Below are 23,955 nucleotides of genomic sequence, written 5' to 3'. Positions count from 1 at the left end.
GTCCTGTGGTGAACATCGAACGACTTACATCCTGTAAGTCTAGTGATGAAGGCGAAGAGGTCACACCCGTTCCCATGCCGAACACGGAAGTTAAGCTCTTCAGCGCCGATGGTAGTTGGGGGCTCTCCCCCTGCAAGAGTAGGACGTCGCTAGGCAAGAGAGAAGTCAGAGCATTGAGCTCTGGCTTTTTTGTTTTGTCTGAAGGCGGTGGTGAGTTATTAGGGGTCTTGATTTGGGGTTTCGCGGATATAATCTTTGAATCGCGGATAAATGCCCCGATTTCGCGGATATAAATCGAAAAGCGCGGATATATCATGATTATCGCGGATAAAATGAAAATTTCGCGGATATCGCTCGGATCGCTCGCCCCTAAAAGGTTTTATCTGAATGTGCTTTTAACAAATCAAAAGTTAAAAACAACGCTTCTCTGATAAAAACGAAAAATCGCCGATAAAAGTGCCCTTTTCGCGGATATAATCTCGATTCCGCTGATATCTGCTCAGAAATCGCCGATAAATCAGCAATTTCGCCGATATCCTGCCAAAAAGCAGCTCCCCAAGCACCCAACAGCATCCGAACTATACCGAAACACACCCACCCCTCAAAAACCCACTAAAAAACAGCTACCGCCCGAACAAACGATAGCCGCTCTCCTTCTATTCTTCACCCGCCTCAGCATCTTTGATCTTTAGACGCTTCTTATCTTCCTTCGAATCGATCAGACGATGGAGGTGAACCATCAGAATACCTCGCTTATACGTCGCATCGATCGGCTTTTCTCTTACTGGGAAAGGTAGCTCGACAATTCGTTCAAATGGTCCGTGCTTATACTCTTCCTGTACATTTCGGTACCCTTTTAGGACCATCTTCGTCTGTCCTTTTACTTTAAGCGTTCGGTAATGGATATAGACATCCACATCCTCAATGTTCGAAACACCAGGGAGATAAACGGTACAGATCAATTCATTACCCGATTCGTACAGGTTCACAAGTGGTCCATTCGATACGAACATATCCTGAAAATCCGTCCAGAAATCATCTCCCATGAATTTGTTCATCTTGTTTTTCCAATCGTACATCTGACTCCAGTAGTCTCCCATGCCGTTCCCTCCTGGGCTTTTTGACAGTATATGCTCCTTCGGAAACTTTGTTAAAACGAGGGTCGTTTAGAAAATAGAAAAAAGTGAATGGAATAGAAAGGACGGATAAAATCAAGCTTGGAAAATTTTTTAAGGAAATTCAAAAAAGAACGCATGCGGTTTTATTATTCGGCGTGTTATGCTAGGTGAAGTTGAAGTTTTATGATTTTGAAAGATGAAGGAGGATCAGTATGTTAGAAAATGGGTTAGTGATGGTAGCCATAATTTTTCTCATTAATATTGTTTATGTATCATTTCTTACGATGCGAACAATACTCACATTAAAAGGACAGCGTTATTTAGCTGCAGCAGCAGGAACAATGGAGATTGCGATCTACGTTATCGGTCTTGGACTTGTACTAGATAACCTTGGTGAAATACAAAATATAATCGCTTATGCACTTGGTTTTGGTGTCGGTATCATCGTTGGAATGAAGATCGAGGAGTATCTTGCGCTCGGATATATTACGGTCAATGCCATTACGACAAAGCTTGAGGAAGACATTCCAAATAAGCTAAGAGATGTTGGATACGGGGTTACGCATTACCTTGCCCAGGGAAGACAAGGAGAGCGTCTCGTGATGCAGATTCTAACATCAAGAAAGTCAGAACGAAAGCTGTATCAAGCCATTGAAGAACTTGATCCGAAAGCATTCGTTATCTCGTATGAGCCGCGTACCTTCCATGGAGGGTTCTGGGTTAGAAAAATTCGGAGGTAGTGTATGGAGAAAAAGCCAAAGAAAAAGAAATTTGAAGTTATGGAAGACGAGTCTTTATCGGATTGCCTGAAGAGAATGGACGATGAAGGGTATATGCCGGTAAGGCGGACGGAAGAACCTGTTTTTATCGAACGAAAAGGTGCGAAAGAACCAGAATTATATGGAAGAAAAACAGTGTTCGAAGGGAAATTGAAGTAAAAGACGAACGTTATAATTGAATATAAACGCATCGTTCGATTTTTCGTTGACATTTGAATAATCCTCTTGTTACTATGAAAGAGGATAACAAATCGATACCTCATATAATCTTGGGAATATGGCCCATAAGTTTCTACCCGACGACCTTAAATCGTTGGACTATGAGGGTGAAGTCGTATTCTGTTCATTTCTGTGTCTACAGAGTTGGATGATGATTTTTCGCCCGCGTAGAAGCTTCTTCTAAAGGTTATAGGAGAATTCTATTCGGGCTTCTTTTTTGTTTAAATAAATCGAAAACGAACCTTCCAATAAGGGGGATATAGCATGCAGACACAAATTGGCGTGATCATGGGGAGCACATCTGATTGGGAAACGATGAAACACACGTGTGAGGTTTTGGATGAACTACAACTACCGTATGAGAAGAAGGTCGTTTCTGCTCACCGTACACCTGAGTTAATGTTTGAGTACGCGGAAGATGCTAGGGGCAGAGGGTTAAAAGTCATCATTGCTGGTGCAGGGGGCGCAGCTCATCTACCAGGAATGGTTGCAGCGAAAACGACACTTCCCGTCATTGGCGTTCCTGTTCAATCGAGAACGTTGAACGGATTAGATTCCCTTCTTTCGATTGTACAAATGCCAGGTGGTGTACCGGTAGCAACAGTCGCGATCGGAAAAGCAGGTGCGAAGAATGCTGGCCTATTAGCAGCTCAAATTCTAAGCACGTTCGATGAAGGTGTTGCATCTCGTCTTGAGGACTATCGTTTGAACATGAAAGAATCGGTACTAGAAAGTAGTGAGACACTATGAGCAAAACGATTTTACCAGGAAGTACAATTGGAATTCTAGGTGGCGGCCAGCTTGGAAGAATGATGGCACTGAAAGCGAGAGAGATGGGCTACCGTATTGCGGTTCTTGAACCGAAGAGTGGGTCGCCTTGCGGTCAAGTTGCGGACGTTGAAGTCGTGTCAGGGTATGATGATCTAGACGGTGCGAGAAAACTTGCTGAAGTGAGCGATGTGATTACATATGAATTTGAGAACATTGCCCATGAAACGGCTAAGTGGCTTGAAGAGAATGCGTATATGCCTCAAGGCGGCGAATTGCTTCGAACGACACAGGATCGCTTTGTAGAGAAAACATCGATCCAAAACGCGGGACTTGAGGTTGCTCCTTTTCAAAAAGTGGATTCGAAAGAAGAGCTTGTCCGTGCATGTGAAGAGATCGGTTTTCCAGCTGTCTTAAAAACACGTACTGGCGGTTATGACGGCAAAGGACAATGGGTCATCAAAGAGAGTGCTGATATCGATGGAATTGCGTTTCCTGACGCAGCCTGTATCGTTGAAAGCTGGGTTCAGTTCCAAAAAGAGCTATCCGTTGTTGTGACGCGTAGCGTAACGGGCGAGATGACTACATTCCCCGTTGGAGAGAATATTCACGTGAACAACATCCTTCATCAAACGATCGTACCTGCTCGTGTCGATGAGTCAATTCAGCAAAAAGCGAGCGAAATCGGAAAGAAGCTAGCTGAAGATATCGACCTTATTGGGACGCTTGCGGTCGAGCTTTTCCTTGAAGGAAACGAATTGTATGTGAATGAGCTTGCACCGAGACCTCATAACTCTGGTCATTATACAATGGAAGCCTGTGAAACATCACAGTTTGAGCAACATATCAGAGCGATCTGTGGTTTACCTCTGGGGGCGACGGAATTATTGAAGCCGGTCGTGATGGGTAACATACTTGGCCAGCATGTTCAGCCTCTTATGGAGAGCATGAGTGAGCTCAAAAGTGCTAAACTTCATTTGTACGGCAAAGATGAAGCGAAACAGAATCGCAAGATGGGTCATATTAATTTTCTAGCTTCAACGACTGAGGAAGCGGAAAAACGAATGGCGCAATGGAAATTATGGCAGTAGGACAATTGACTAGGAGGATTTAACATGATTGAACGTTATACTCGCCCTGAGATGGGTGCGATTTGGACAGAGGAAAACAGATACAAAGCGTGGCTTGAAGTAGAGATCTTAGCATGTGAAGCGTGGGCTGAGCTTGGAATCATTCCGAAAGAAGACGTACAGAAAATTAGAGAGAACGCTGACTTCGACGTAGCGCGTATTCATGAGATCGAAGCAGAGACACGTCATGACGTTGTTGCGTTCACACGAGCTGTTTCAGAAACACTTGGTGAAGAGCGCAAGTGGGTTCATTACGGATTAACGTCGACTGACGTTGTTGATACGGCTCTTTCTTATCAGCTGAACCAGGCGAACGATTTATTGATGAACGATATCGAGAAGTTTATCGATGTCTTGAAAGAGAAAGCGCAAGAACATAAATACACAGTGATGATGGGAAGAACTCACGGGGTACATGCTGAACCAACAACATTCGGTTTAAAGATGGCGCTGTGGTATGAAGAAATGAAGCGTAACTTGGAGCGTTTCAAACATGCTGCTGATGGCGTTCGCTTCGGTAAGCTTTCAGGGGCTGTTGGAACATATGCGAATATCGATCCGTTCATTGAACAGTATGTATGTGAAAAGTTAGGGCTGCAGCCTGCCCCGATCTCGACTCAAACGCTTCAGCGTGATCGTCACGCACACTATATGTCGGCACTAGCATTGATTGCGACTTCGATTGAAAAGTTCGCAGTTGAAATCAGAGGCCTTCAAAAAAGCGAAACGCGTGAAGTTGAGGAGTTCTTTGCGAAAGGGCAAAAAGGCTCTTCAGCAATGCCGCATAAGCGTAATCCAATCGGATCTGAGAACATGACGGGAATGGCGAGAGTGATCCGTGGTTACATGACAACAGCATATGAGAACGTACCACTCTGGCATGAGCGTGATATTTCACACTCCTCAGCTGAGCGTGTCATTCTTCCTGATGCAACGATTGCTCTGAACTATATGCTTAACCGCTTCTCAGGTATCGTTTCGAAGTTAACCGTGTTCCCTGAAAACATGAAGCGTAATATGACGAGAACATATGGATTGATTTACAGTCAGCGTGTGTTATTGTCTCTTATCGACAAAGGCATGACTCGTGAAGAAGCCTATGACCTTGTTCAGCCGAAAGCGATGGATGCATGGGAGCGCGGCATTCAGTTTAGAGAATTAGTTGAAGCTGATTCAAAGATCACGAACCAGCTGTCTGCTTCAGAGATCGAGGATTGCTTTGATTACAATTACCATCTGAAGCCAGTCGATATGATTTTCGAACGTCTAGGATTATAAATCACACGTATCGGAGGAGATCACCATGGGGAAACAGGAGTTGTTGTACGAAGGAAAGGCAAAGAAGATTTATGCGTCAGAAAATCCGGAGGTCGTTCATGTGGAATATAAAGATTCCGCGACGGCTTTTAACGGAGAGAAGAAAGCGACCATTACAGGTAAAGGGCGACTGAACAACGAAATTACGAGTCTGTTGTTTGATTACTTGAAAGAAGCTGGGATCGAAAGTCATTTTATCGAGAAAGTTTCTGAAACGGAGCAGCTTGTAAAGCGTGTGACGATCGTGCCACTCGAAGTGGTCGTCCGAAATGTCGCAGCAGGGAGCTTTTCTAGAAGAACTGGAGTAGACGAAGGAAAGCTGTTGAAGCAGCCGATCGTTGAATTCTATTACAAAAACGACGACCTTGGTGATCCTCTCCTTACGGTTGATCACGTGCTTGAGCTTGAACTTGCCGATGAAGAGACGGTTCAAGACTTGAAAGAACGTGCACTGCATGTGAATGACCGCCTACGAAGCTATTTTCTTGAGCGGGACGTAACGCTTGTTGATTTCAAGCTTGAGTTCGGTGTTACACCGTCTGGTGAATTGATGCTTGCAGATGAAATTTCACCAGATACTTGTAGACTATGGGACCGGAAAACGAATGAAAAGTTAGATAAAGATGTGTTTCGAAGAGATATAGGAAATTTGACCGAAGCTTATGAAAAAATCTTAACTCGTTTAGGGGGATCCGCATCATGTACAAAGTAAAAGTTTATGTAACGTTAAAAGAGAGTGTGCTAGACCCGCAAGGTAGTGCTGTGAAGAATTCACTTCATAGCCTTTCTTATAATGAAGTAGAAGATGTACGTATCGGCAAGTATATGGAGCTTACGTTAAATGAGACGGCGAATGTAGATGAGCGCATTAAAGAAATGTGTGAGAAGCTGCTTGCGAATACGGTGATCGAAGACTACACGTATGAAGTCGAGGAGGTCGTCGGGCAGTGAAATTTGCGGTGATCGTGTTTCCAGGTTCGAATTGCGATGTAGACATGTACCATGCGATTCAAGATGAACTTGGCGAAGAAGCTACTTATGTCCGATACGATGAACAGAGTCTAGCAAACTATGATGCGATCCTTTTACCGGGTGGTTTTTCTTATGGTGACTATTTAAGAAGCGGATCGATCGCCCGTTTTGCTCCGATCATGAGCGAAGTGGTAAAAGCTGCTGAAGAAGGAAAGCCAGTGCTTGGTGTATGCAACGGATTTCAGATTTTATTAGAAGCAGGTCTTCTTCCTGGAGCGATGAAACGAAACAAGAACTTGAAGTTCATGTGTCGTCCTGTAACGCTTGTTGTTCAGAATAATGCGACCATGTTTACGTCAGCCTATGAAAATAGTGAAGAAATTACGATTCCGATCGCACATGGAGAAGGAAACTACTATTGTGATGATGCGACTTTAGAAGAGTTACAATCATCCGGAAGAATCGTTTTTACCTATAAAGATAATCCAAATGGCTCGATCGATGACATCGCAGGAATCATCAATGAGAAGGGCAATGTCCTTGGGATGATGCCTCACCCTGAGCGTGCGGTCGATCACTTGTTAGGAAGTGCGGATGGCTTGAAGATGTTCAAATCACTACTACGTAACTGGAGGGAATCCCATGTCACACATGCATGAACCAACACCTGAGATGATTAAAGACCAGAAGCTTTATAGCCAGATGGGTTTAACAGATGAAGAGTTCGGCATGGTGGAAGAGATTCTTGGCCGTACCCCTAACTATACGGAAACGGGTTTGTTTTCAGTCATGTGGTCTGAACACTGTAGCTATAAGAACTCTAAGCCTGTTCTTAAAAAGTTTCCTGTTACTGGTGAGCGCGTACTTCAAGGTCCTGGTGAAGGAGCGGGGATCGTTGATATCGGTGACGAGCAAGCGGTTGTGTTTAAGATCGAAAGTCATAATCATCCATCTGCAATCGAGCCTTATCAAGGAGCGGCAACAGGTGTAGGTGGAATCATCAGAGACGTGTTCTCGATGGGCGCACGCCCCATTGCTTTATTAAACTCGTTACGTTTCGGAGAGTTAAGCAATCCGAAAGTGAAATATTTGTTTGAAGAAGTTGTTGCAGGAATCGCTGGATATGGAAACTGTATCGGTATTCCTACTGTAGGTGGAGAAGTACAGTTCGATTCTTCTTACGATGGAAACCCTCTTGTGAACGCGATGTGTGTTGGGTTGATCGATCACAAAGACATCCAGAAAGGTGTCGCGTCTGGCGCTGGAAACACTGTGATGTATGTAGGTGCGAGCACAGGACGAGACGGCATCCACGGTGCGACCTTCGCATCGGAAGAATTGACAGATGCTTCTGACGAAAAGCGACCTGCCGTACAAGTAGGTGATCCGTTTATGGAAAAACTTCTTCTTGAAGCATGTCTCGAGCTTGTGAAAAGTGATGCGCTCGTCGGTATTCAGGACATGGGAGCAGCGGGTCTTACGTCTTCTGCTTCAGAAATGGCGAGTAAAGCAGGCATGGGAATCGAGATGAACCTTGATGAAGTCCCGCAGCGTGAAAAAGGCATGACGCCATATGAAATGATGCTATCTGAATCACAGGAGCGTATGCTCGTTGTTGTGAAGAAAGGTAGAGAAGCTGAGATCAAAGAAATTTTTGATCGTTGGGGTCTTTTATCAAAGGAAGTCGGTGTCGTGACAGACGATAAGAAGTTCCGTCTTCTTCATAAAGGCGAAATGGTGGCTGAAGTACCGGTCGATGCTCTTGCAGAAGAAGCACCGGTCTATCATAAACCATCGCGCATTCCTGAGTATTTCATTCGAAACCAGCAGCTTCATAAGCCGATTCCAGCGGTAGAAGATCCGAAAGAAATGCTGTATACGTTGCTAGGTCAGCCTACGATTTCAAGCAAAGAGTGGGTCTTTGATCAGTACGATTATATGGTTCGAACGAATACCGTCGTATCTCCAGGATCGGACGCAGCTGTTGTGCGTGTAAGAGGCACACGAAAAGCGCTAGCGATGACAACCGACTGTAATTCCCGTTACCTGTACCTTGATCCTGAAGTTGGTGGGAAGATTGCTGTTGCTGAAGCAGCACGTAACATCGTTTGTTCAGGTGGTGAGCCGCTTGCGATCACGGATTGCTTAAACTTCGGTAATCCTGAAAAGCCTGAGATCTTCTGGCAGATCGAAAAAGCAACGGACGGTATGAGTGAAGCGTGTCGTATGTTAAATTCGCCCGTTATCGGTGGTAACGTATCCCTTTACAATGAGACGAATGGCGTAGCAGTTTATCCGACACCAGTTGTTGGAATGGTAGGACTAGTTCATGACCTTGATCATGTTACGACTCAACAGTTTAAAGAAGAAGGAAACTTGATCTACTTACTTGGTGAAACAGGCGAGGACTTCGGAGGAAGCGAGCTTCAGAAGGTTGTGGATGGGAAGATCTCGGGGCAAGCGCCTTCGCTAAATCTTGAAGTGGAAAGAGAACTTCAGCAACAGGTTCTTTCAGCCATTCAAGATGGACTTGTTCAATCGGCGCATGATGTTTCTGAGGGTGGCTTGAGTGTTGCACTTAGTGAATCGTTAATCGGTACAGATCTTGGAGCGATCGTTCGAATCGAGGGCGATGTGACGACGTCGCTGTTCAGTGAGTCTCAATCTCGTTTCCTCATCACGATCAAGGGTGAACACCAGCAGGTCTTCGAGCAGAGAACCGGAGCGAAGCTTATCGGTGAAGTAACCGGTACTGGCATCTTGACGATGATGCACGAAGAAGAAAATCATCTATTCGATGCACCGGTCAGTGAGCTCGAAGCGGCCTGGAAAGGAGCAATTCCATGTTTGGTGAAATCAAAGGCTTAAACGAAGAGTGTGGTGTATTTGGTATCTGGGGTCACCCAGATGCCGCTACGCTCACATATTACGGGCTTCATAGTCTTCAGCATCGCGGTCAGGAAGGTACTGGGATCGTCACGACTGATGGCGCAAGACTTAACCTTCATAAAGGGCTTGGGCTCGTGAACGATGTCTATGGAGCGGACGATTTAAAGGCACTCGATGGCAATGCAGCGATTGGTCATGTTCGATACTCAACGGCAGGAGGAGGAGGCTATGAAAACGTTCAGCCTCTTTTATTTCGCTCACAGAATGGTGGATTGGCGCTCGCGCATAATGGGAACCTTGTGAACGCGAATGCGTTGAAGCATCAGCTCGAAGGTCAAGGGAGTATTTTTCAAACGACTTCAGACACAGAAGTGCTTGCCCATTTGATCAAGAGAAGCGGCTATTTGAACCTTAGAGAAAAGGTGAAGAACGCTCTTACGATGGTAAAAGGCGCGTATGCTTTTCTTTTGATGACAGAAAACGAGATGATGGTCGCTCTTGATCCACATGGACTACGACCACTTTCTTTAGGTCGACTAGGAGAAGGTTATGTAGTTGCATCTGAAACGTGTGCGTTCGATCTCATCGGAGCGGAATATATTCGTGATGTGGAGCCAGGTGAACTTCTTATCATCAATGACGCAGGCATTGAATCGGACCGTTTCTCATCACCGATGTCGCGTGCGATCTGCAGTATGGAGTACATTTATTTCTCAAGACCCGATAGCAATATTGAAAACATCAATGTTCACACGGCTAGAAAGAACCTCGGTAAACAGCTCGCGCAAGAAGCTCCAATCGAAGCAGATATCGTGACGGGTGTTCCGGATTCTAGTATATCTGCTGCGATCGGTTATGCAGAGGAATCGGGTATTCCGTATGAGATGGGTCTGATCAAGAATAGATATGTAGGCAGAACGTTCATTCAACCTTCACAGGAGCTAAGAGAACAAGGCGTGAAGATGAAGCTTTCACCTGTTCGAGGCGTTGTTGAAGGAAAGCGGGTCGTTATCGTGGATGATTCGATCGTGCGTGGAACGACGAGTAGAAGAATCGTGAAGATGTTAAGAGAAGCAGGTGCAAAAGAGGTTCATGTTCGCATAAGTGCACCTCCGATCGTCAGTCCTTGTTACTATGGGATCGACACGTCCAACTCTGGTGAGTTAATCGCAGCGAAGATGAGCGTTGATGAGATTTGTGAAGAAATCGGTGCAGATACGTTAAGTTTCCTATCAACAGATGGAATGACAGAAGCAATCGGTAGAGACGATGAAAGCAGCTCGTGTGGACAATGTCTAGGCTGTTTTACTGGGTCGTATCCAACTGAGATTTATCCTGATACCGTTCATCCATACGAAAAAGTCTAACTGGGGGTTCATTATGGCGGATGCTTATAGAAGTGCTGGAGTAGATATTGAAGCTGGTTATGAAGCAGTTAACCGAATGAAAACGCACGTAAACAAAACCGTTCGACCTGGCGTCATGGGAGGTCTAGGTGGTTTCGGCGGAATGTTTGATCTATCTGAACTTCCTTATGAGAAGCCAGTTCTCATTTCAGGAACCGACGGTGTGGGTACGAAGCTCATGCTTGCGATTCAGATGGATAAGCACGATACGATCGGAATCGATTGTGTCGCTATGTGTGTGAATGACGTAGTCGCTCAAGGTGCTGAACCTCTTTACTTTTTAGATTACATCGCGACAGGTAAACTCAAACCTGAGAGGATTGAAGAAATCGTAAAAGGGGTTGCGGATGGTTGCTCGACTGCTGGGTGTGCCTTGATTGGCGGCGAAACAGCAGAAATGCCTGATATGTATCAGGAAAACGATTATGATCTTGCTGGATTCACGGTTGGGGCTGTCGAAAAGTCTAAGCTGATTCAACCGACTGATGTGATGGAAGGGGACGTTTTAGTTGGCCTTGCATCAAACGGTATTCATAGCAATGGCTTCTCTCTTGTTAGGAAAGTAGTAAAAGAGAATAACATGGATCTTAATCAAACGTTTGACCAACTCGGTACGACGCTTGGAGAAGCCTTGTTAGCTCCTACTCGTATCTACGTAAAGCCGGTCTTGAACGTGCTCGAATCTTATCCTGTTCATGGGGTTGCACACATTACAGGCGGCGGCTTCGAAGAGAATATTCCTCGTATGCTACCTGAAGGCCTCACAGCTCAGATCGATTATGGCTCTTGGCCCGTACCACCGATCTTTGACCTGATCGAAAAGAAGGGGAACTTATCTCGACGAGAGATGTTCACCACGTTCAACATGGGCATCGGAATGGTTCTAAGCGTCCCTGCCTCTGAAGCTGTTAACGTGATCAAACAGCTTGAAAAAGACGGTGAGCAGGCATTTGTGATTGGTCGAGTAACAAAAGGTGATCAAATCAATTTCGGCGGTGGTGATCTATCGTGAAGTTAGCAGTTTTTGCATCTGGGAGTGGATCGAATTTCGAAGCGATCGCATCTGAAATCGAAAAGGGGGCACTCGATGCCAAAATCGCATTAGTGGTCTGTGATCGCCCTGGTGCCAAAGTAGAAGAAAGGGCAGAGCGCTTCGGCATTCCTGTCCTTTCCTTTTATCCTAAATCCTATAACTCAAAAGCAGAGTTTGAAGCCTTCATTCTTCAGCAGCTGAACGATGCAGGCGTCGAATTAATCGTTCTTGCTGGATACATGAGGCTGATCGGGTCAACGCTTCTTCGTGCGTATGAAGGGAGAATCATCAACATCCATCCATCTCTTCTTCCGTCTTTTCCTGGAAAAGATGCGATTGGTCAAGCTCTAAAAGCAAAAGTGAAAGTCAGTGGTGTGACGGTGCATTATGTCGATGAAGGGATGGACACGGGGCCGATCATTGATCAAGAAACGATTCGGATCTCAACAGAAGATTCGAGAGAAGAAGTTGAGAAAAAGATACAGGCTGTTGAACATCAGTTATATCCAGCCGTTATTAGAACGCTTCTTAAAAACAAAACAATTGGTAGCAGGAGGTAAGACGATGACGATCAAACGTGCACTGATCAGCGTATCAGATAAAACAAATATTACCGAGTTTGCGAAGGGATTATCAGACAAAGGTGTCGAGATCATTTCGACTGGAGGCACAAAACGTGCTCTTGAGGAAGCGGGCATCGAAGTTATAGGAATCTCAGATGTTACGGGCTTTCCGGAAATTTTAGACGGACGTGTGAAAACCCTCCATCCGAATGTACATAGTGGTCTTCTAGCTGTTAGAGACAACGACGACCATCAAAAGCAACTAGAGGAGCATAACATCACACCGATCGACTTGGTTGTTGTGAACCTATATCCATTCCAAGAAACCGTCGCAAATCCTGATGTAGCGTACAGTGACGCGATCGAGAATATCGATATCGGCGGACCAACGATGTTAAGGTCAGCTGCTAAGAATCATAAAGACGTGACGGTTGTCGTTCATCCTTCTGACTATGAGCGTGTGCTTCTTCAAGTCCAGGAGAATGGGGATACAACAGGCATACTTCGTCAGGAACTTGCAGCAAAGGTATTTCGTCACACTGCTTCCTACGATGCGATTATTTCAGAGTATTTAACAGGAAAATCTGGAGAAGAAGAGCCAGAGTCCCTAACTGTAACATTTGAGAGAAAGCAAACCCTTAGATACGGAGAGAACCCGCATCAGAAAGCTGTATTTTATAAAAAACCTCTTTCTAAAAATGCATCGATCGCATCTGCAAAACAACTGAACGGAAAAGAGCTTTCTTATAACAATATTAACGATGCGAACGCGGCTCTTAATATCGTTAGGGAATTTGAAAAACCTGCCGTTGTTGCGGTTAAACATATGAACCCTTGTGGAGTTGGTACGGGTGAAACGATTGTAGAAGCGTATCAAAAGGCATACGAAGCAGATTCTACATCGATCTTCGGCGGTATCGTCGCATTGAATCGTGAAGTCGATGAAGAAACGGCACTGAAGTTGAAGGAAATTTTTCTGGAGATCATTATGGCACCTTCTTTCACAGAAGAAGCACTTGCTGTTTTGACTAAGAAGAAGAATCTTAGACTATTGACATTGGATGTTCAGGCGTCTGGCGGAGTGGAGCATCAGCTCACATCTGTTAACGGCGGGCTGTTGCTGCAGGAACAAGATCAATACGGAATCGATGAAGCAGATCTAACCGTACCAACCGATCGAAAACCTACGGATGAAGAGTGGGATGCGCTGAAGCTTGCATGGAAAGTAGTTAAACACGTGAAATCGAATGCGATCGTACTTACGAACAAAGATCAAACGGTTGGCGTTGGAGCTGGACAGATGAATCGCGTTGGTGCTGCTAAGATCGCGATCGAGCAAGCGGGTGAGAAGGTGAAAGGTTCTGTCATGGGATCAGATGCGTTCTTCCCAATGGATGACACTGTTGAAGCTGCTGGAAAAGCGGGCATCACAGCGATCATCCAGCCTGGAGGATCGATTCGTGATGAAGATTCGATCAAAAAAGCGAATGAATATGGCATCACGATGGTGTTCACAGGCATCCGACACTTTAAACATTAAGAGGGAGGGAATTCGATGAAGGTATTGATAATTGGACGAGGCGGTCGAGAGCATGCGATGGCTTGTAAAGCTGCAGAGAGCGCTTCTGTGGATCAAGTATACGTAGCACCAGGGAACGCAGGTATGGAAGCTGTTAGTCAGCTCGTGCCGATCGATGAAGGTGATCACGATGGGCTTATTGCTTTCGCACAAAAAGAAGGCATTACACTCACCTTAGTCGGTCCAGAGCAGCCGTTGTTAGATGGAATTGTAAATCGCTTTGAGGATGCAGGTCTTCGCGTATTTGGTCCTACGAAAGAAGCTGCGTTAATCGAAGGAAGCAAAACGTTCGCGAAAGAATTGATGGCAGCAAACGGTATCCCGACCGCAGATTCACAATCCTTCACGGATTACCAGGAAGCTCGAAAGTATGTTCAAAAGGTCGGTGCACCGATCGTACTGAAAGCGGATGGACTTGCAGCCGGAAAGGGTGTCATCGTTGCGATGACGTTGGAGGAAGCACTCGATAGTCTTCATAATATGATGGTCAACAATCAGTTTGGAGAAGCCAGTGAACAAGTTGTTGTAGAGGAGTTTCTTGAAGGTGAAGAGTTTTCGCTCATGGCATTGGTGAATGGGGAAGATGTTTATCCTCTCGTTATTTCACAAGATCATAAGCGAGCATTCGATGGAGATAAAGGTCCGAATACGGGTGGAATGGGCGCATACTCACCAGTTCCACAAATCTCAGAGTCAGTGATAGAAGAAGCGATTCAATCGATTTTACTTCCAGCTGCAAAAGGGATGAAGAAAGCAGGCAGGACGTTTACTGGCGTTCTGTATGCCGGATTAATCCTGACGAAAAACGGTCCTAAAGTCATTGAGTTCAATGCAAGGTTCGGCGATCCTGAAACACAGGTCGTCCTGCCTCGTCTCACATCAGACTTCATCGAAGCCATTCAAAGCGTGTTAGACGGTAAAGAGCTTGAGCTCAAATGGAGTGAGAAAGCTGTGATTGGAGTTGTCATTGCATCAGGAGGATACCCTGGTGATTATGAAAAAGGGAAGACCATCACAGGTTTGAACGATGTGACTTCACTTGTGTTTCATGCAGGTACAGATAAGATAGGCGATCAGTTTGTAACGAATGGTGGACGCGTGTTACTGCTATCTGCTTCAGGAGAAACCCTCCAGGAAGCAAGTGCTTCAGTTTACGAAGAACTTCAGAACGTGCAAGTAGAGGATGGGTTTTATAGAACTGATATTGGACATCGAGCTATTTCACACGTTTCTTCTTGATGTAAGCAAACGATATAGCAATAATACTACCGATCAATAATGTGTAGATGACCCAAGTGTCTGTAATGTATTCAAGCACAACGTTACCTCCTTTTGTTATGTTACGAAAACTTCCCTGGAATCAGGGAAGTTTTTTTATAGCCATGGTTAAGAGGGGTTAATAACTTTTTCAAGAGCTGTTTCGTCAGGATCACGATTTTCTTCTTGGTTCATCAGATCGACGATTGGGCAGTATCGCGTATGACCTTCTGCGATCTTCAAAGCTCCTGCAGCTGCAAGCAAAAGCGACGTTGAGACGTTTTCGTTTTTACAAAGTTTTGCGGTAGACCAGGAGAGGAGTGTAAATCCTGCTGTTAAACGAATAAATGCATTCATCATGCTAATGTTCGGTCTCAATTCAAAAAACTCCCTTCAATGGTTTAAATCAGCACTATCAACTTTTCTAAATTATGTTAAAATAGAGAAAACTTATTGAAACGAGGGTTGGACATGCCTAAGCGAAACTATTTATGGACGAAGCAGCAATTGAGACAACAAGTACAGGTTGTGTCCGGTGAACTGCCTCCATCAATCGTCTTAACAAATGCAACGTATTTAAACAACGCATTAAAAAAATGGATCACCTCACATATATGGATCTATAAAGATCGAATTGTATACGTAGGAGATGAATTGCCTGAAAAACATTCAGCAACAGAATGGATCGATTGTGAGGGATCGTTTCTTGTACCAGGATACATTGAACCCCATGCCCATCCGTTTCAACTTTATAATCCCCTATCACTTGCGCGCTATGCATCTAACAGGGGAACCACCACCATGATCAATGACAACTTGTTTTTTCTCTTAGGATTGCCACAAAAGAAAGCGCTTACAATGTTAGATGAGTTGGATAAGTTTCCGGTATCGATGTTTTGGTGGGCAAGGTACGATTCTCAAACACAGCTGTTGAATGAAGAAACCATCACGAATAAGAAAGTTAAGGAATGGCTCACCCATCCGCTCGTTATTCAAGGTGGTGAACTTACTGCGTGGCCTGACGTTATAGCAGGAGACGATGAGATACTGGAATGGATGCAAGAGACACATAGGTTGGGCAAACCGGTCGAAGGGCATCTCCCTGGCGCTTCGTTGAAGACATTAACGAAGATGGGACTTTATGGTGTTTCCTGTGATCACGAAGCGATGACTGGAGAAGAGGCTCTCCGTAGACTTGAGATGGGCATGATGACGTCTCTACGGTATTCTTCCATACGTCCTGATTTACCGGTCATACTCGAATCGCTGATTGAAAAAGGGGTAGATTGTTTTGATCGAGTGATGATGAACACCGATGGATCGACGCCTTCTTTCCTTGAGCAAGGGTTCACGGATAAGCTCATATCCATCGCCCTGGAAAAAGGAGTACCGGTAGAAGATGCTTATGCGATGGTGTCATATAATGTCGCAAACCACTACGGTATAACGGATACACATGGTATGATAGCACCTGGAAGGCTTGCGCACCTCAACTTTTTGGAATCAAAGCATAATCCAACACCAGTCTCTGTCCTCGCTCGAGGAGAATGGATTAAGAAGGATGGCGAAGAAGTTTATGACGAGTGGTCATTCGATTGGGAAGACCATGGTCTTGTTCTAAACGAACAGAACTGGGGGTTAGAGGAAGACGATTTAACTTTCTCAGGTCCAGCTGGAATCGAAATGATCAACGCCGTCATCACAAAACCATATAATCTTTCATACGAAACGGCGGTGGATGAACTCCCTACAGATCATGATGAGAGCTTCATGATGCTTCTTAGTAAGGAAGGCAAATGGCGAGTGAATACCGTTGTGAAGGGTTTTGCTAATAAAGTAAAAGGCTTTGCGAGTAGCTTCTCGAATTCTGGTGATTTCATATTGATCGGGAAGAAAAAATCAGACATGGTTGCTGCTTTAGAGCGAGTGCGGTCGATCGGTGGTGGAATCGTCCTCGTTGAAGATGGTGAAGTCGTTGTTGAAATCGAACTGCCTTTGATGGGCAAAATGTCACCGTTACCACTCGAAGACGTGATCGAACAAGAGAAGAAGATGGTGACAGAATTAAAAGAACGTGGCTATCCATTTGGTGATCCTGTTTATAGTTTGTTGTTCTTTTCTTCCACACATCTTCCGTTCGTAAGGTTGACTCAACAAGGAATTTATGATGTAAAGAGAAAGACGGTACTTTTTCCTGCGATAATGCGGTAAAATATAAAAGGGAAAACTTTATAAGCGAAGGGGGCGTGAAGACGTGGGGAAATTGCGCGTCTCACTGGCAGTTATTTTGTCTGTAGGATTACTCGCTGGCTGTTCACAAAAAGATACCGCTCAGAAATCTGGAGCAGAATCAGCCGGTGTTGAAGAATCGTCTATGAATAAAGAAGTTGATCAAATTCAAGGGGGAAAAGCTCCTCTTACCGGGGTGGCTACTGAAAACAGCGATCAGCGTGTCATCAGTGTCGTTGTGAATAATCACCCTAAAGCAAGGCCGCAGTCTGGACTTCATAAAGCAGATATCGTATACGAAATGCTTGTAGAAGGTAAGATCACAAGATTGTTAGCGATATACCAAAGTGATTATCCAGACATTGTAGGACCAGTTCGGAGTGCGAGAGATTATTTTATTGAGTTAAGCGCAGGGTTTAACGGCATTTTCGTAGCACATGGTTATTCGCCTTCTGCTCAAGCGATTTTGAATTCAGGCGCAGTCGATCACCTGAACGGCATGCAGTATGACGGAACGCTGTTTGAACGAGCTTCATTCAGGAAGGCGCCACACAATTCATATATTACGACTGATAGTATAAAAAAAGGTGCAACTGATAATGGGTATGAACTCATGCAGATTGTTGAACCACTTACATTTGGCGATAAAGAACTAGTTTCAGAAGAAAAGTCATCAGTAGCAATCGGTTACAGCAATACGTATCGCGTAGCGTATCGATACAACGATGGGGTATACAAGAGATTCGTGAACGACGAATTGATGGAAGACCGTGAGACAAAAGATCCCATCGCATTGGAAAATGTACTGATCGTTGAAGCAAATCATCACATCATCGATGATTATGGCAGAAGAGCGATCGATATAGAATCTGGCGGAGAAGCCATTTTATTACAAGAAGGTGTAAAAAAGGAAGTAAAGTGGAAAAATGAAAATGGACGCATTACCGCGGTGAAAGACGGAAGTCCTGTTCCACTTGTTCCAGGAAGAACTTGGGTAAATATCGTACCTGATCTAACTATGATTACGAGTAATCAGTAAGGAGAGTGCTAATCTATGCAAATTGACAAACTACGAGGGAAAACACTCGATCAACTTTTTGAAGCGATTCTTTCATTGAAAGATTTAGAAGAATGCTATCTATTTTTTGATGACCTTGCAACAGTGAACGAAATTCAGTCGTTGGCACAGCGTTTAGAGGTTGCTAGAATGCTTCGTGAGGGCTATACCTATCATAAGATCGAGACAGAAACTGGTGCTAGCACAGCGACAATTTCTCGTGTGAAACGTTGCTTGAACTATGGAAATGATGGTTATCAAATGACGCTCGATCGCGTGCATAACAAAGATTAATTGATATATGAAAGATGGGCCGGTTTACGGCTCATTTTTTTGTTTTTGGGGGAGAGCATGAACGGGGTGTGGATGTGATGCAATTGAGACATAAATCGTCTCACTCCCAAGAGCTCCAACGCCCTGCGGATTTAAACGGGCCCACTTCCGCTTTTCGGTGATCCAGCTCCAGTGGGCAGGTCCTCGGGTCGCTTCAGCTTTTCAAATGAACACAAAAAGCGTGTTCCCTTGAAAAGCTTCCAGCGCCTTTCGGACCTAAGCGCCCACTTCCGCTTTTCGGTGTTCCTCTGATATAATCCAACTTATGAGGAAAAGTAGGAGGAGCGGTTTGATGTTTGATTATAGTAGTTGGAAGCATGTGTTTAAGCTTGATCCTAATAAGGTGATTGAAGATCATGATCTGGAGTTGATTTGTGAGTCGGGTACGGATGCGGTGATCGTTGGCGGGTCTGATGGTGTGACGTTAGACCTTACGCTTGATCTGCTTGCGAGAATTCGTCGATATGCTGTGCCTTGTGCGCTTGAGGTGTCTTCAGTAGAAGCGGTTACGCCGGGATTCGATTTTTATTTCATTCCGACCGTGATGAACACAAAGGACAGTCGATGGGTCACTGGATTGCATCATGAAGCAGTGAAAGAATTTGGTGAGGTCATGAATTGGGATGAAATCGTTATGGAGGGCTATTGCATCCTTAACGGTGATTCGAAGGTGGCTGCATTAACGTCTGCTGAAACGGACCTTGCTACTGATGATGTTCTGGCATATGCTCGGATGGCAGAGAAGATGTTTAAGCTGCCGATTTTTTACGTGGAGTACAGCGGCACTTACGGTGACGTTGAACTTGTTGAAAAAGTGAGTGATGTGCTAAATGACACACAGCTTTTCTATGGAGGCGGGATCGATTCTCCTGAGAAAGCTAAAGAGATGGCTGCTCATGCTGATACGGTGATTGTTGGGAATAGTATATATGACGATGTGAAGAAGGCATTAAAAACAGTAGCTGCTGTTAAAGGAAATTGATTCTCTCCTATTGGTCGGGTAAAATAGGAATTAGAACATATGTTTGTAAGGGGTGCGGAACATGCAACGATTAGTTGATAAATTATTAAACGGATTGAATCCTGAACAGCAGGAGGCGGTCAAGCATACGGATGGCCCGCTATTGATCATGGCTGGAGCGGGAAGTGGGAAGACACGGGTTCTTACGCATCGTATTGCGTATCTACTCGTAGAAAAACAAGTTGCGCCTTGGAATATTCTCGCGATTACGTTCACGAACAAAGCTGCAAGAGAAATGAAGGATCGTGTTCATACGATTGCTGGTCCAGTGGCGGAAGATATTTGGATTTCAACATTCCACTCGATGTGTGTACGAATATTGAGAAGAGACGGCGATCGGATTGGAATTAATCGTAACTTTACGATTTTGGATTCTGGTGACCAGCTGACGGTTATAAAGAAAATCCTTAAAGATCAAAATATAGATCCAAAGAAGTTTGATCCTAGAAGTATTCTAGGAAATATCAGTTCAGCGAAGAATGAACTTTTAACACCGGAAGAATATAAGACGAAAGCGAAAGGGCCTTTCGAAGAAATCGCTGCAGATGTGTATGAACAATATCAGAAGCAGCTTCGTAAAAACCAAGCGCTAGATTTTGATGATCTCATTATGCGTACCATCACACTATTTAAGAAAGTACCTGAAGTTCTTCAATACTATCAGCGTAAGTTTCAATATATTCATGTGGATGAGTACCAAGATACGAACAAAGCACAGTATGTACTCGTTAAATTGATGGCAGAGAAATATCAAAACCTTTGTGTTGTAGGAGATTCTGACCAGTCGATCTATCGTTGGCGTGGTGCGGATATTCAGAACATCCTCTCATTTGAAAAAGATTATCCGAGCGCTCGCGTGATTCTATTGGAACAGAATTATCGTTCAACGAAGAAGATTCTTCAAGCGGCAAACGTTGTGATCGACAACAATATGAATCGTAAACCTAAGAAGCTATGGACGGATAATCAAGATGGGCCATCGATCACATACTATCAAGGGAACGATGAACATGATGAAAGCAGGTTCGTAACAGGAAAGATTCTTGATATGGTGAAGAGTGGCAAGCGCACAAATTCAGAGATCGCCATTCTTTATCGTACGAACGCCCAGTCGCGTGTTATTGAGGAAATACTCAACAAATCCAACATCACGTACAATATCATCGGGGGAACAAAGTTCTATGATCGTAAAGAGATCAAAGACTTGCTTGCGTACTTACGTTTGATCGCAAACCCAGACGATGATATAAGTTTGCTTCGAATTGTGAACGTACCGAAGCGAGGTGTAGGTGCTTCCACGATGGACAAAGTTGCACGTTACGCGGCTGATCAAGATATCTCTATTTTCACGGCTCTACAAGAAGTAGAACAGATGGGACTAAGCGCTCGTTTTACAAAAGCACTTGGAAGCTTTGGAAGCTTGATCGCAAACTGGACGCAGATGCAAGAGTACCTTGCTGTGTCAGAGTTAGTTGAGGAAGTTCTCGATAAGTCTGGATACCGCGATTCACTTAGAAACGAAAACACGATCGAAGCGCAGTCTCGATTAGAGAATATAAATGAATTCCTTTCTGTTACTCAGGAATTTGAAAAAGCGAGCGAAGATAAAAGCTTGATCGCGTTCTTAACGGATCTAGCTCTCGTAGCGGATATCGATAAGCTCGATGAAGACGAAACGGAACAAAAAGAAGCGGTTACGCTCATGACTCTTCACTCTGCAAAAGGACTTGAATTCCCTGCAGTGTTCCTAATCGGAATGGAAGAAGGAGTTTTCCCTCATAGTCGTTCACTTTTTGAAGAAGAAGAGATGGAAGAGGAACGCCGCCTTGCGTATGTAGGGATAACGAGAGCGGAAGAAGAGTTGTACTTAACGAATGCTCGGATGCGAACGTTATATGGTAAAACAACTACAAATCCAGTTTCTCGTTTTATTGGAGAAATTCCTGAAGAACTGTTGGAAAAAGAGGGACAAGAAAAGCCTACACCGTTCGGATCTAGTACAAACTCCCGTTCAAGTAGACCTGCTGCGCCTAAGAAACCTCGCCGTCCACAGCTTACGTCAACCGGTGGAGAGGCGCTTGCATGGAAAGTGGGTGACCAGGCGAGCCATCGAAAATGGGGTGTTGGAACGGTCGTCAGCGTTAAAGGTGAAGGAGATTCAACCGAGCTTGATATAGCGTTTCCTGCTCCAGTAGGCATCAAGCGACTACTCGCTAAGTTCGCCCCTATCGAGAAAGAATAGCGATCCTGAAAGGTGAGGGTTTCATAGTGGAAAATGAGAATGCCAGTAAGCGTATTGAAGAACTTAGAGAACTACTAAATAAATACAATTATGAGTACCACGTGTTGGATAATCCAACTGTGCCTGACGCTGAGTACGACAGAATGATGGATGAGCTCTTGAAGCTAGAGGAAGAGCACCCTGATCTACGTACTGAAGATTCCCCTACACAGCGAGTCGGGGGTCCACCATTAGAAGGATTTCAAAAGGTTGAGCACCGAGTCCCGATGCTTAGCCTTGGAAATGCTTTTGGTGAAGAAGACTTACGGGATTTCGACCGACGTGTACGTGACCGTATAGGCGAAAACTTTTCATATGTATGTGAACTGAAAATCGATGGACTTGCTGTGTCGCTAATTTATGAAGATGGTAGGTTTGTTCGTGGTGCAACCCGAGGTGATGGCACGATTGGTGAAGACATCACACAAAACTTGAAGACCATTCCTGCTATACCTCTTCGTCTTAGTGAACAGGTAAGCATGGAAGTACGTGGCGAAGCGTACATGCCGAAGCCTTCTTTCATGAAGCTAAATGAAGAGCGTGAAAAGAATGAACAAGATTTATTCGCTAACCCAAGGAATGCGGCTGCTGGGTCCCTTCGTCAGCTAGACCCGAAGATTGCAGCTAGTCGGAATCTATCGATCTTCGTATATGGAGTAGGCACCGTGGATGGAAAAGAAATCAACTCTCATTCGGATGGACTCGATTATCTTAGTGACCTTGGATTCAAAACGAATCCTGAATGGAAACGTTGTGATACGATCGATGCTGTTATCGACTATATTGAGGGCTGGTCTGAACGAAGACCTGACCTATCCTATGAGATCGATGGGATCGTTGTAAAAGTCGATTCACTCGAACAGCAAGAAGAGCTTGGTTTCACCGCTAAAAGTCCTAGATGGGCGATCGCGTATAAATTTCCTGCAGAAGAAGTTGTCACGAAGTTGCTTGATATCGAGCTTAACGTAGGGAGGACGGGTGTCGTAACGCCAACAGCGCTGCTTGAACCAGTTTTAGTTGCTGGTACGACTGTACAACGTGCTTCTCTTCACAATGAAGATCTTATTAAAGAAAAAGATATTAAAATCGGTGATTATGTTGTTGTGAAAAAAGCCGGCGATATTATTCCAGAGGTCGTCTCAGTGCTTGAAGAGCGTCGAACTGGAGAAGAGCAAGGGTTTGCCATGCCTGAAACGTGCCCAGAGTGTGAGAGTGATCTCGTGCGTCTTGAGGAAGAAGTGGCACTTAGGTGTATTAACCCAAAATGTCCTGCCCAGCTTCGTGAAGGTTTGATTCACTTTGTGTCAAGAAACGCAATGAACATCGACGGTCTTGGAGAGCGTGTGATCACGCAACTTTTCAGAGAAGAACTCATTCATGATGTGGCAGATATTTATCAGCTAACGCATGAACAACTGATCGAATTAGAACGAATGGGTGAGAAGTCTGTAGCCAACTTATTAGAAGCCATCGCTGTTTCAAAAGATAATTCGCTAGAGAAGCTATTGTTTGGCCTTGGCATCCGACATGTCGGGTCGAAGGCAGCAAAGACACTTGCACAGCAATTCGGTACGATGGACAGTTTGATGGAAGCTACTGTAGAAGACCTTGAAGCGATCAATGAAGTCGGTCAGAAGATGGCAGACTCTGTTGTGAGATATTTTCAGAACGAAGAAGTTCATGAACTTGTGGATGAGCTTAAAGCTGCTGGGGTCAACATGACGTACAAAGGGCAAAAGCCTGTTTCAGTAGAAGACATCGATTCCGTATTCGCCGGAAAAACCATCGTCTTAACAGGTAAGCTCTCGCAAATGAGTCGTGGAGATGCAAAGAAGAAGCTTGAAGAACAAGGAGCAAAGGTAACGGGTAGTGTAAGTAAAAGCACTGATTTACTCATTGCTGGGGAAGATGCTGGTTCCAAGCTTGAAAAAGCTGAATCGTTAAATATAGAAATATGGGATGAAAACAAATTCGTCGAAGAGTTAGCAAAATGAGGAGAGGGAA

23 protein-coding genes, 1 rRNA gene and 1 riboswitch are annotated in these 23,955 nt (G+C 44.6%); of the genes, 21 read left to right on the top strand and 3 right to left on the bottom strand.

Annotation, left to right across the window (positions count from 1 at the left end; translation table 11 throughout):
- The first annotated feature begins 38 nt into the window (after positions 1-38).
- Positions 39-155: ribosomal RNA gene (gene rrf / locus ACXAEY_RS20190) — 5S ribosomal RNA — on the top strand.
- A gap of 501 nt (positions 156-656) precedes the next feature.
- Here rrf and ACXAEY_RS20185 read toward each other — a convergent pair.
- The gene (locus ACXAEY_RS20185; RefSeq protein WP_270182743.1) at positions 657-1,100 is read right to left on the bottom strand and encodes an Hsp20/alpha crystallin family protein; all 444 of its coding nucleotides are present in this window, start codon (positions 1,098-1,100) and stop codon (positions 657-659) included.
- A gap of 230 nt (positions 1,101-1,330) precedes the next feature.
- Here ACXAEY_RS20185 and ACXAEY_RS20180 point away from each other — a divergent pair, with 230 nt between their 5' ends.
- The 14 genes from ACXAEY_RS20180 (at position 1,331) to purD (ending at position 15,012) form a co-directional block, all read left to right on the top strand.
- On the top strand, positions 1,331-1,858 hold the full coding sequence (locus ACXAEY_RS20180; protein ID WP_474814488.1) for a DUF2179 domain-containing protein: 528 nt from the start codon (positions 1,331-1,333) through the stop codon (positions 1,856-1,858).
- Between the two features lie 3 nt (positions 1,859-1,861).
- Positions 1,862-2,056: an NETI motif-containing protein gene (locus tag ACXAEY_RS20175; protein ID WP_270182741.1), complete on the top strand. Its 195-nt coding sequence runs from the start codon at positions 1,862-1,864 to the stop codon at positions 2,054-2,056.
- Positions 2,057-2,136: 80 nt separating this feature from the next.
- Positions 2,137-2,238: riboswitch (purine riboswitch) on the top strand.
- A 142-nt stretch (positions 2,239-2,380) separates the two neighbouring features.
- Positions 2,381-2,866, top strand: a complete 486-nt coding sequence (gene purE / locus ACXAEY_RS20170) for a 5-(carboxyamino)imidazole ribonucleotide mutase (protein ID WP_474814486.1) — start codon at positions 2,381-2,383, stop codon at positions 2,864-2,866.
- Positions 2,863-3,975 carry a 5-(carboxyamino)imidazole ribonucleotide synthase gene (gene purK, locus ACXAEY_RS20165; protein WP_474814484.1) on the top strand — a complete coding sequence of 371 codons (1,113 nt, stop codon included), beginning with the start codon at positions 2,863-2,865 and terminating at the stop codon, positions 3,973-3,975. Before purE ends, purK begins: the two co-directional genes overlap by 4 nt.
- Before the next feature lie 24 nt (positions 3,976-3,999).
- The gene (gene purB, locus ACXAEY_RS20160; protein WP_474814482.1) at positions 4,000-5,292 is read left to right on the top strand and encodes an adenylosuccinate lyase; all 1,293 of its coding nucleotides are present in this window, start codon (positions 4,000-4,002) and stop codon (positions 5,290-5,292) included.
- Between the two features lie 25 nt (positions 5,293-5,317).
- On the top strand, positions 5,318-6,043 hold the full coding sequence (gene purC / locus ACXAEY_RS20155; RefSeq protein ID WP_474814480.1) for a phosphoribosylaminoimidazolesuccinocarboxamide synthase: 726 nt from the start codon (positions 5,318-5,320) through the stop codon (positions 6,041-6,043).
- Complete coding sequence (gene purS, locus ACXAEY_RS20150) at positions 6,031-6,282, top strand: phosphoribosylformylglycinamidine synthase subunit PurS (RefSeq protein ID WP_270182736.1); 252 nt, start codon at positions 6,031-6,033, stop codon at positions 6,280-6,282. The genes purC and purS overlap by 13 nt, the downstream gene beginning before the upstream one ends.
- The gene (gene purQ / locus ACXAEY_RS20145) at positions 6,279-6,962 is read left to right on the top strand and encodes a phosphoribosylformylglycinamidine synthase subunit PurQ (protein ID WP_474814478.1); all 684 of its coding nucleotides are present in this window, start codon (positions 6,279-6,281) and stop codon (positions 6,960-6,962) included. Before purS ends, purQ begins: the two co-directional genes overlap by 4 nt.
- Positions 6,946-9,171, top strand: a complete 2,226-nt coding sequence (gene purL, locus ACXAEY_RS20140) for a phosphoribosylformylglycinamidine synthase subunit PurL (protein WP_474814476.1) — start codon at positions 6,946-6,948, stop codon at positions 9,169-9,171. Before purQ ends, purL begins: the two co-directional genes overlap by 17 nt.
- A complete protein-coding gene (gene purF, locus ACXAEY_RS20135) occupies positions 9,147-10,559 on the top strand; it encodes an amidophosphoribosyltransferase (protein ID WP_474814474.1) in 1,413 nt (470 codons plus the stop codon). Before purL ends, purF begins: the two co-directional genes overlap by 25 nt.
- A gap of 13 nt (positions 10,560-10,572) precedes the next feature.
- Positions 10,573-11,610 (top strand): phosphoribosylformylglycinamidine cyclo-ligase, encoded by a 1,038-nt coding sequence (gene purM, locus ACXAEY_RS20130; RefSeq protein ID WP_474814472.1) that lies wholly within the window; start codon positions 10,573-10,575, stop codon positions 11,608-11,610.
- Positions 11,604-12,191 (top strand): phosphoribosylglycinamide formyltransferase, encoded by a 588-nt coding sequence (gene purN, locus ACXAEY_RS20125; protein WP_270182758.1) that lies wholly within the window; start codon positions 11,604-11,606, stop codon positions 12,189-12,191. The genes purM and purN overlap by 7 nt, the downstream gene beginning before the upstream one ends.
- A 4-nt stretch (positions 12,192-12,195) precedes the next feature.
- Positions 12,196-13,734, top strand: a complete 1,539-nt coding sequence (purH, locus tag ACXAEY_RS20120) for a bifunctional phosphoribosylaminoimidazolecarboxamide formyltransferase/IMP cyclohydrolase (protein WP_474814470.1) — start codon at positions 12,196-12,198, stop codon at positions 13,732-13,734.
- A 15-nt stretch (positions 13,735-13,749) separates the two neighbouring features.
- A complete protein-coding gene (purD, locus tag ACXAEY_RS20115) occupies positions 13,750-15,012 on the top strand; it encodes a phosphoribosylamine--glycine ligase (protein ID WP_474814468.1) in 1,263 nt (420 codons plus the stop codon).
- On the opposite strand, the gene ACXAEY_RS20110 is transcribed toward purD, so the two are convergent.
- Together ACXAEY_RS20110 and ACXAEY_RS20105 are read right to left on the bottom strand one after the other, a co-directional pair.
- A complete protein-coding gene (locus ACXAEY_RS20110) occupies positions 14,990-15,091 on the bottom strand; it encodes an EYxxD motif small membrane protein (RefSeq protein WP_333489753.1) in 102 nt (33 codons plus the stop codon). The two genes, purD and ACXAEY_RS20110, sit on opposite strands and share 23 nt — an antisense overlap.
- 68 nt (positions 15,092-15,159) lie before the next feature.
- Positions 15,160-15,408 carry a YgaP-like transmembrane domain gene (locus tag ACXAEY_RS20105; protein ID WP_474814466.1) on the bottom strand — a complete coding sequence of 83 codons (249 nt, stop codon included), beginning with the start codon at positions 15,406-15,408 and terminating at the stop codon, positions 15,160-15,162.
- Positions 15,409-15,501: 93 nt separating this feature from the next.
- On the opposite strand from ACXAEY_RS20105, the gene ACXAEY_RS20100 reads away from it, so the two are divergent.
- The 6 genes from ACXAEY_RS20100 (at position 15,502) to ligA (ending at position 23,945) form a co-directional block, all read left to right on the top strand.
- On the top strand, positions 15,502-17,241 hold the full coding sequence (locus ACXAEY_RS20100) for an adenine deaminase C-terminal domain-containing protein (RefSeq protein ID WP_474814464.1): 1,740 nt from the start codon (positions 15,502-15,504) through the stop codon (positions 17,239-17,241).
- 43 nt (positions 17,242-17,284) lie between these two features.
- Positions 17,285-18,298 carry a DUF3048 domain-containing protein gene (locus ACXAEY_RS20095; RefSeq protein ID WP_474814462.1) on the top strand — a complete coding sequence of 338 codons (1,014 nt, stop codon included), beginning with the start codon at positions 17,285-17,287 and terminating at the stop codon, positions 18,296-18,298.
- A 15-nt stretch (positions 18,299-18,313) separates the two neighbouring features.
- The gene (locus tag ACXAEY_RS20090) at positions 18,314-18,610 is read left to right on the top strand and encodes a YerC/YecD family TrpR-related protein (RefSeq protein WP_270182726.1); all 297 of its coding nucleotides are present in this window, start codon (positions 18,314-18,316) and stop codon (positions 18,608-18,610) included.
- A 331-nt stretch (positions 18,611-18,941) separates the two neighbouring features.
- Entirely contained in the window at positions 18,942-19,631 is a 690-nt protein-coding gene (gene pcrB / locus ACXAEY_RS20085; RefSeq protein WP_270182725.1) for a heptaprenylglyceryl phosphate synthase, read from the top strand.
- Positions 19,632-19,692: 61 nt separating this feature from the next.
- Positions 19,693-21,912, top strand: coding sequence for a DNA helicase PcrA (gene pcrA / locus ACXAEY_RS20080; RefSeq protein ID WP_270182724.1), 2,220 nt, complete (start codon positions 19,693-19,695; stop codon positions 21,910-21,912).
- Positions 21,913-21,938: 26 nt separating this feature from the next.
- Positions 21,939-23,945 carry an NAD-dependent DNA ligase LigA gene (ligA, locus tag ACXAEY_RS20075; RefSeq protein WP_474814459.1) on the top strand — a complete coding sequence of 669 codons (2,007 nt, stop codon included), beginning with the start codon at positions 21,939-21,941 and terminating at the stop codon, positions 23,943-23,945.
- Positions 23,946-23,955: the final 10 nt, after the last annotated feature.

Source organism: Anaerobacillus sp. ABA4_114 (assembly GCF_056159065.1).
Note: the sequence above shows the minus strand (reverse complement) of the source record. Positions and strands in the feature narration are given on the sequence as shown.

What these genes read in the sequence shown, in the direction of transcription:
- ACXAEY_RS20185 (WP_270182743.1), bottom strand. Translation starts at nt 1,100, where the DNA reads ATGGGAGACTACTGGAGTCAGATGTACGATTGGAAAAACAAGATGAAC.
- ACXAEY_RS20180 (WP_474814488.1), top strand. Translation starts at nt 1,331, where the DNA reads ATGTTAGAAAATGGGTTAGTGATGGTAGCCATAATTTTTCTCATTAAT.
- ACXAEY_RS20175 (WP_270182741.1), top strand. Translation starts at nt 1,862, where the DNA reads ATGGAGAAAAAGCCAAAGAAAAAGAAATTTGAAGTTATGGAAGACGAG.
- purE (WP_474814486.1), top strand. Translation starts at nt 2,381, where the DNA reads ATGCAGACACAAATTGGCGTGATCATGGGGAGCACATCTGATTGGGAA.
- purK (WP_474814484.1), top strand. Translation starts at nt 2,863, where the DNA reads ATGAGCAAAACGATTTTACCAGGAAGTACAATTGGAATTCTAGGTGGC.
- purB (WP_474814482.1), top strand. Translation starts at nt 4,000, where the DNA reads ATGATTGAACGTTATACTCGCCCTGAGATGGGTGCGATTTGGACAGAG.
- purC (WP_474814480.1), top strand. Translation starts at nt 5,318, where the DNA reads ATGGGGAAACAGGAGTTGTTGTACGAAGGAAAGGCAAAGAAGATTTAT.
- purS (WP_270182736.1), top strand. Translation starts at nt 6,031, where the DNA reads ATGTACAAAGTAAAAGTTTATGTAACGTTAAAAGAGAGTGTGCTAGAC.
- purL (WP_474814476.1), top strand. Translation starts at nt 6,946, where the DNA reads ATGTCACACATGCATGAACCAACACCTGAGATGATTAAAGACCAGAAG.
- purF (WP_474814474.1), top strand. Translation starts at nt 9,147, where the DNA reads ATGTTTGGTGAAATCAAAGGCTTAAACGAAGAGTGTGGTGTATTTGGT.
- purM (WP_474814472.1), top strand. Translation starts at nt 10,573, where the DNA reads ATGGCGGATGCTTATAGAAGTGCTGGAGTAGATATTGAAGCTGGTTAT.
- purH (WP_474814470.1), top strand. Translation starts at nt 12,196, where the DNA reads ATGACGATCAAACGTGCACTGATCAGCGTATCAGATAAAACAAATATT.
- purD (WP_474814468.1), top strand. Translation starts at nt 13,750, where the DNA reads ATGAAGGTATTGATAATTGGACGAGGCGGTCGAGAGCATGCGATGGCT.
- ACXAEY_RS20100 (WP_474814464.1), top strand. Translation starts at nt 15,502, where the DNA reads ATGCCTAAGCGAAACTATTTATGGACGAAGCAGCAATTGAGACAACAA.
- ACXAEY_RS20090 (WP_270182726.1), top strand. Translation starts at nt 18,314, where the DNA reads ATGCAAATTGACAAACTACGAGGGAAAACACTCGATCAACTTTTTGAA.
- pcrB (WP_270182725.1), top strand. Translation starts at nt 18,942, where the DNA reads ATGTTTGATTATAGTAGTTGGAAGCATGTGTTTAAGCTTGATCCTAAT.
- pcrA (WP_270182724.1), top strand. Translation starts at nt 19,693, where the DNA reads ATGCAACGATTAGTTGATAAATTATTAAACGGATTGAATCCTGAACAG.